The sequence below is a fragment of the Ruminococcus sp. genome (assembly GCF_024684275.1).
The window spans coordinates 1-6,416 of sequence record NZ_JAIKXF010000033.1 but is presented as its reverse complement, the minus strand read 5'-3'; the positions used below and the strand labels follow the sequence as shown (position 1 = coordinate 6,416).

6 protein-coding genes are annotated in these 6,416 nt (G+C 37.4%); all 6 read left to right on the top strand.

The features are described from left to right. The first annotated feature begins 883 nt into the window (after positions 1-883). The 6 genes from K5677_RS03905 to K5677_RS03880 all read left to right on the top strand — a co-directional run bounded on the left by K5677_RS03905 (position 884) and on the right by K5677_RS03880 (position 6,078). Positions 884-1,351, top strand: a complete 468-nt coding sequence (locus K5677_RS03905; protein ID WP_296724896.1) for a TraM recognition domain-containing protein — start codon at positions 884-886, stop codon at positions 1,349-1,351. Positions 1,352-1,438: 87 nt separating this feature from the next. Then, positions 1,439-1,666, top strand: coding sequence for a hypothetical protein (locus K5677_RS03900; protein ID WP_294755321.1), 228 nt, complete (start codon positions 1,439-1,441; stop codon positions 1,664-1,666). 73 nt (positions 1,667-1,739) lie between these two features. Then, complete coding sequence (locus tag K5677_RS03895; RefSeq protein ID WP_296724893.1) at positions 1,740-2,783, top strand: site-specific integrase; 1,044 nt, start codon at positions 1,740-1,742, stop codon at positions 2,781-2,783. A gap of 156 nt (positions 2,784-2,939) precedes the next feature. Further along, positions 2,940-3,485, top strand: a complete 546-nt coding sequence (locus K5677_RS03890; RefSeq protein WP_296724892.1) for a prolyl-tRNA synthetase associated domain-containing protein — start codon at positions 2,940-2,942, stop codon at positions 3,483-3,485. A 177-nt stretch (positions 3,486-3,662) separates the two neighbouring features. After that, entirely contained in the window at positions 3,663-4,037 is a 375-nt protein-coding gene (locus K5677_RS03885) for a hypothetical protein (RefSeq protein WP_296724889.1), read from the top strand. Between the two features lie 628 nt (positions 4,038-4,665). Beyond that, complete coding sequence (locus K5677_RS03880) at positions 4,666-6,078, top strand: BspA family leucine-rich repeat surface protein (RefSeq protein WP_296724888.1); 1,413 nt, start codon at positions 4,666-4,668, stop codon at positions 6,076-6,078. Positions 6,079-6,416 lie beyond the last annotated feature (338 nt).

The window sequence follows — 6,416 nt, the reverse complement described above, 5'->3', positions numbered from 1 at the left end:
GACGTTGAAAAGTATCTGACCGACCTGTTTTCAAATCCGGCAGGTACGATACTTCTGCCATGGAATAATTGATAAAGTTTTTCCTCGCCATCGGCGAGGATATTTTTATATCTTATGGGACGCGGTTTATTTGACGCTTACAAACAAATGACCGCCATTTGGCGGTCATCATTTTATAACTTTAATTTTGTATGCTCCACGGCCTTCGGGACCACAAGGCGACGCTGACGGATTTTCGGCAGTTTCTCATGATTTAATAGAATCCTGTTTTGCACCTGTGTTTCGAGGACAAAAGCTGATTTGATGCTTATTGCCTTTGCAGAAAAAAACTTAAAACTGTAGGAAAAGTGTAGGAAAATTAACACCATAAAATATCAATAACCATTTTCTTCTATCCATGGAAGAACATCATTCCAGATAAGATCCCAGAATTCCTGATCGGTGAGTTCCACTTGTTGCTCATTTAAATGAGTACCGACGTGTCTGGAGGTGTCTGGAGTTAGACATTTTTATATCATTTTTAGAATAGTACAGCACATCGTACCTATGAAACGGATAATACATATTTCTTCCGATCCACTCCGGACAGTTGCTTATATGGTAAGCTGGTTTGAAGAAACTGAGAGAGTCATCATCTATCATATGACTTTTATATTTCAAGCTATCAACGTATCTGTCAAATATATGTGATATACTTGCTTATCTTGATGAAAAAGATGAAGTTCAAAAGGCTTTACGAGATAAAATCGAAGGTGTCCTTGAAGATTTTGAAGAACTACCAACTCCAAAGACTTCATGGAGAGAATTTTTCTCTGCCCAGAAGAAGATAGTTGTAATTTCCACAGGCTTTGATAGTGTAGCTAAAGGTTCATACGTGACAGATATGTTGCTTGCTAGTTTTTACGCCTTCAAGCAGCATTTCCCTGAGACTCGTAATACAATAATTCTTGATGAAGCGCAAGATCTGGATATAAGCACTGATAGCGCAATTGACAAATTGCTGCGCAAGGGTGCAAAACATGGTATACGTATGTTAATAGCAACACAGCACTTTTCAGCTGTTAAGGAAAAACTTGGTAAAACATTCGGTAACTGCAGGACGCTGATTATCTTTCGCCCGGAATACGTTGATTTCGCGGACATCTCTAAGCTCACAGGTATTGATGCAGCTACTCTTGCAAGTCTGGAGCAGGGGCAGTGCCTGGTTTACGGTCTGCTTTATGACAAAACGGCAGGCCAAAACAAGCAGTCTACTGTCATCGGCTGGACTTATAAGAATCCGGCACCGAAGTCTGCAATGGCTGATGAGCCGTGTCTGAAGGTCAACAGATTTAAATTCAGAAAAAGCTAGTGGGCGCCCTTAAGGGCGCACCAACTTATACTTATTATATTACAACAACATTCCGCTGTCAAGCAGTAAGAAAGCGAGGTGAACACTATGAAAGCCAAAACTAAGCCGTATACATTTTATATGGTTATATGGAGTAATATCCGTCGTTATCAATATCTTAATGAACTTTCAGACGAAGCTCTTGCAAAGACGATGGAGCTCACAACAAGGACATTGTATAACTACGACCATGATCCTTCTGCTCTCACATTGAAGCGCGTACAGCTCTTCATTGAGCATTCGGGACTTGATATCGAAGCGTTGATCAGCGCTTAATCAAAAATTATAGAGGGCGTAATTATGGTGTAAGCCTTAAATACGTCCTCTATTAATATATGGAGGAATTAATATGCCTAAACGAAAAATGCCAGAAGCACACCAATTAAAGTCCGGCAGCTGGAACGCTCAGGTATTTGTCGGACTGGATGAAAACGGTAAAAAGATACGCGAGTCGTTTACAGCACCTACTAAGTGGGAGGCTGAGAAATTAGCAGCAGAGTATATTATTAATGGTATGAAGCGTAAAGAAGGATTGACGGTTGCAGATGCAGTGGATGGGTATATAACATCAAAACAGAATGTGCTTGCTCCATCAACGCTGAGAGGATACGGCATACTTCGCAGGAACAGATTACAAAGCCTCATGCCGCTTGATGTAAATGCAGTAAACAGTTTTACTGTACAGCAGGCTATAAACGAAGATGCAGTTAAGGTAGGAGCAAAGACAATTAAGGAAGGTGTTAACTTGATCTGCGCAGCTCTTAAGCTGTATGATATCAACCCTATCCTTCATGTGACATACCCTGCGAAGAAGCCAAAATTGAAGGAATTGCCCACAGCGGAGCAGGTAATCGACATGGTGCGTGGCACGGATATAGAGCTTCCTTGTCTCTTGGCCATGTGGCTGTCGCTGCGTATGAGCGAAGTAAGAGGTCTTCAGTTTAGAGATCTAAAGGATAATACACTTACAGTATGCCGCAGTAATATCTATTTTGACGGCAAAAATAATGTTCGTGACCAGAATAAGACATACAAGTCAACAAGAAAGCTTACTATACCTGACTACATAAAAGACCTCATCACGGCTGTTCCTCATGAGAAGGAAGACGAGTTTATAGTTCAGATGGAGTATCAGACGCTGCGAAGCAAGTTTTATAAGCTGCTTGAAGAGCATAACTATCACATGACTTTTCATGATCTCCGTCACTTGTCTGCGAGTGTTATGCTCATGCTTAACATTCCTGACAAGTATGCGATGGAGAGGGGAGGGTGGTCGACCAATTCTACGCTTAAATCAGTATATCAGCATACGTTCTCGGAGGAGCGTAAGCAGGTCGATAAGAAGATCGACGATTACTTTAACAGACTGATTGAAGGTTCAGATAAGGATTAGAATTTATGAATTGTTATTATTAGGCAGCCTTGCGGCTGCTTTTTTTGTTTGAACTATTGACCAAATTGTGAGCGTATGTTATAATTGAATCAGCAAAAAGTAATTTTTATTATCACAGTTTTCCTTATGCGTGACAACTGGTAAAGGAGCTTTTAAATGAATATTGATAACAAACTTTATACAGGAAGACCAACTGAGTTGCGTTCTGACGTAGAAATGGCTATATACGATAAGCTTGATACTCTCGGCATAGATTATAAGCGTGCTGACCACGACCACGCTGATACTATGGAGGATTGTCTGGCAATCGAGAAGGTACTTGGAGCTAAGATATGCAAGAACCTGTTTCTCTGTAACCGTCAGAAGACAAGTTTCTATATGCTCCTTATGCCGGGAGATAAGCCCTTCAAGACTAAGTTCCTGACTTCTCAGCTTAACTGTGCTCGTCTTTCGTTCGCTGAAGCTGATAAGATGCAGGAGTATCTCCACACTATCCCCGGTTCTGTATCAGCACTGGAGCTCATATTTGATACAGACAACAACATTCAGCTTGTCATAGATAACGATCTGATGAAAGATGAATACATCTGCGGACACCCAGGCATCAACACTTCGACAGTTCGCCTGCTCCGTGATGATATGCTTAAATATGTCCGTGAGGCTAAGCATGAGCCTATATTTATAGATTTGCCGGTAGAATGATAATTAAAGCCATGCAGATAATTATTTAGGTCTGTTTAGTATAATATAAATACATATACAGTACGGCTGCTCCGAGATGATATGCTCAGATACTGTCGAGGGACTGGTTGCCTGATGTTGACATAACTGTTGTGATATTGTATAATCTAAGAAAAACAAATCTGTATAGGTGATAGTATGTTCAATCAAAAGAGAATAAACGGCATAGACATTCTTAAGGAGAAGATCCCGCCAGAGTTTCAATATTGGTGGCGCTTTGGAACTATAGTGGAGCTGAATTATAGTTCAAAAGTCATTGATGAGTATTATTGTGATTATACCAATAAGATCACATTACTGCTTACAGATTATAATCATCAGTACAAAATTGAGCTCTCGTTATACAACATAAGAGGAAATTTGAATTTCGATATGGCAAACGGATTATTCAGCGGTTTTACGATAGATGAATATTCAAATTCAGGAAGCGACAATAATTTCCATCTCTATTCAGATGAACAGGATATCAAGTTTGATCTATACTGCGAAAAAATAAATGCAGTGTTGCTATAAGTCATTATGAGGAGGAAAACTACGATTTTCATATTGCTGCTATTTCAGAGATGCTCAGACTATGTAAACAGGTACGCATATTCCCATTGTGTGATCTTGACAGCAATGCATCCGAAATGATAGAACGTGTTATAGATTATTTTTGTAAAAAATATAACGTGGTTATTAGATGCACAGATTACGAGTTTCAGAAAGATGCAAATAAATTATTAATAATCAATAAATGACATAATGCAATGATTAAGTTCAGTAACCAGGAATTCTGAAGTATATCAATAGACTAAAGTCTTATGGCACATTCAAAAAGCGTTTCAAATACATGGTTTTTTATCATTTGAAACGTTGCAAATAAAGGGGACACGTCACTGACATCATTGACACAGGAGTACAGCTTCTGCAATGCGTAATATAGCGGAAAGGCTACATATCACAGGCAAATGAATAAATATGTATGATATAAATTAAAGAGTCGCATCATTGGCTCTTTAATTCTTTTGCTTATGGAACAAACAGCATAATTAGACTTGACAATTATCAAGAAAAATGATAAAATACTATAATCGTATTATGATATAAATTTTTAAATATCGTACATACTATAATCAATTATTTACGTTGGAGGTAAAAGATGAAAACGATTATCAAAAGAATAACTGCTTCTGTTTTATCATTTGCGCTAATAGGTAGTGTTTCCGCAATGAATAGTTACAACGGAGCAAATTTGAAAACATGTCTTGAAGTTCATGCTGAGGATTCTTCAAATTGGACTTTCGATGAAGAAACTGGCGTATTAACTTTAAGAGGGACAATCTTAAATGAAATCGATTTCCCTGGTATGCAAGATGAAAGAATAAAAACAATTGTAGCAGAAGAAGGTACGATTCTCCCTGAGATTTGTTCCCGTTTGTTCTATAATTGCAAAGCTACTTCAATTGATCTGTCAAAGGCTGATACCAGTAATACAACAAATATGGAAAGTATGTTTCATAATTGCCATAATCTGGAATATCTTGATATTAGTAATTTTAATACAAGTAAAGTCACAACAATGGCTTCAATGTTTAATGACTGTAACAACCTTGAAAAATTAGATTTAAGCAGCTTTGATGTAAGAAATGTAAGACAAATGGATTCTATGTTTAATAGGTGTAGTAAATTAAAAATACTTAACTTAGAGAATTTTGAAACACCTAATTTAGAATCTCTGTCTAATATGTTTGAAGACTGTAAGGAGCTCTTATTCTTACGCGTTGACAATTTTGATACAAGCAATGTTACCATGTTTAGTAGATTATTCTCTGGATGTTCAAAGCTATCTGATCTCGATTTAAGTAGTTTTAACACCAAAAGAGCTATAAGCATGATGTGGATGTTTGATAGTTGCAAACAATTACACACTATTTATGTTTCTAATGAATGGTCTACAGCATCATTAAAAATTTTAGGCGAAAAAGATTCCCTTTTTAATCGTTGTATAGGACTTGTTGGTGGTAATAAAACCCTTTTTTCAGACACAAATATTGATAGTTCATATGCATGTATTGATACAGAAGAGCATCCAGGTTATTTTACATTCCGCAGTAATACCCCCTCTGAAACAATAATAGAATCTACCACTACAACATCTACAACCACTACTTCATCAACTACAGAAACCTCAACAACAACAACAACTACTACAACTACTACTGCAGCTACTACAGACTCCACCACTACAACATCTACAACCTCTACTTCATCTTCTACAGAAACTTCAACAACAACTACCGCTACTACAACTGCAGCTACTACAGACTCCACATCTACAACCTCTGCAACATCTACAACCTCCACTTCATCTTCTACAGAAACTTCGACTACAACAGATTCATCAAATGCAAATAATGATGGCACTTCAAACAGTGATACTGAACTGCCTCAAACCGGTAATAATTCAATGATATATTTATATATCATTCTTGGAGCATTTGTGTTGATTGGTCTTGGTATAACTTCAATTATTATATCTGATAATAAACATTGCAAAGAAAACAAAAAGTAATCCTGAACTATAAGAGAACCGGCTCCCTGTATGGGAGCCGTTTCTCTTGTTAGCATTAAGATAAACCGACTGTGGATTTAGTAACCACAGTCGGCTGATAAATTATTAATCTTTCAAATTGGCCAACAAAAGTCCTTCGATGTTAGTGCACAAATCTTCTGTTCCCGATAAATAGAATACTATCTTACATTTAGAATTATTGGGAATAGAGCCGGTGCAGTATTCGCTGCACTGGTTTTCTCATGTATTATTGAAAAGAATGTTGAAATTAAATTCAATTAGAAGAATAGTATTTCAGCTTTTAAAAACGCATTCCATACAAGTATTCCATACGAAAA

Bases quoted from the DNA above. Each gene is read 5' to 3' on its own strand.
- K5677_RS03880 (WP_296724888.1), top strand. From the start codon at position 4,666: ATGAAAACGATTATCAAAAGAATAACTGCTTCTGTTTTATCATTTGCG.
- K5677_RS03895 (WP_296724893.1), top strand. From the start codon at position 1,740: ATGCCTAAACGAAAAATGCCAGAAGCACACCAATTAAAGTCCGGCAGC.
- K5677_RS03890 (WP_296724892.1), top strand. From the start codon at position 2,940: ATGAATATTGATAACAAACTTTATACAGGAAGACCAACTGAGTTGCGT.
- K5677_RS03905 (WP_296724896.1), top strand. From the start codon at position 884: ATGTTGCTTGCTAGTTTTTACGCCTTCAAGCAGCATTTCCCTGAGACT.
- K5677_RS03900 (WP_294755321.1), top strand. From the start codon at position 1,439: ATGAAAGCCAAAACTAAGCCGTATACATTTTATATGGTTATATGGAGT.
- K5677_RS03885 (WP_296724889.1), top strand. From the start codon at position 3,663: ATGTTCAATCAAAAGAGAATAAACGGCATAGACATTCTTAAGGAGAAG.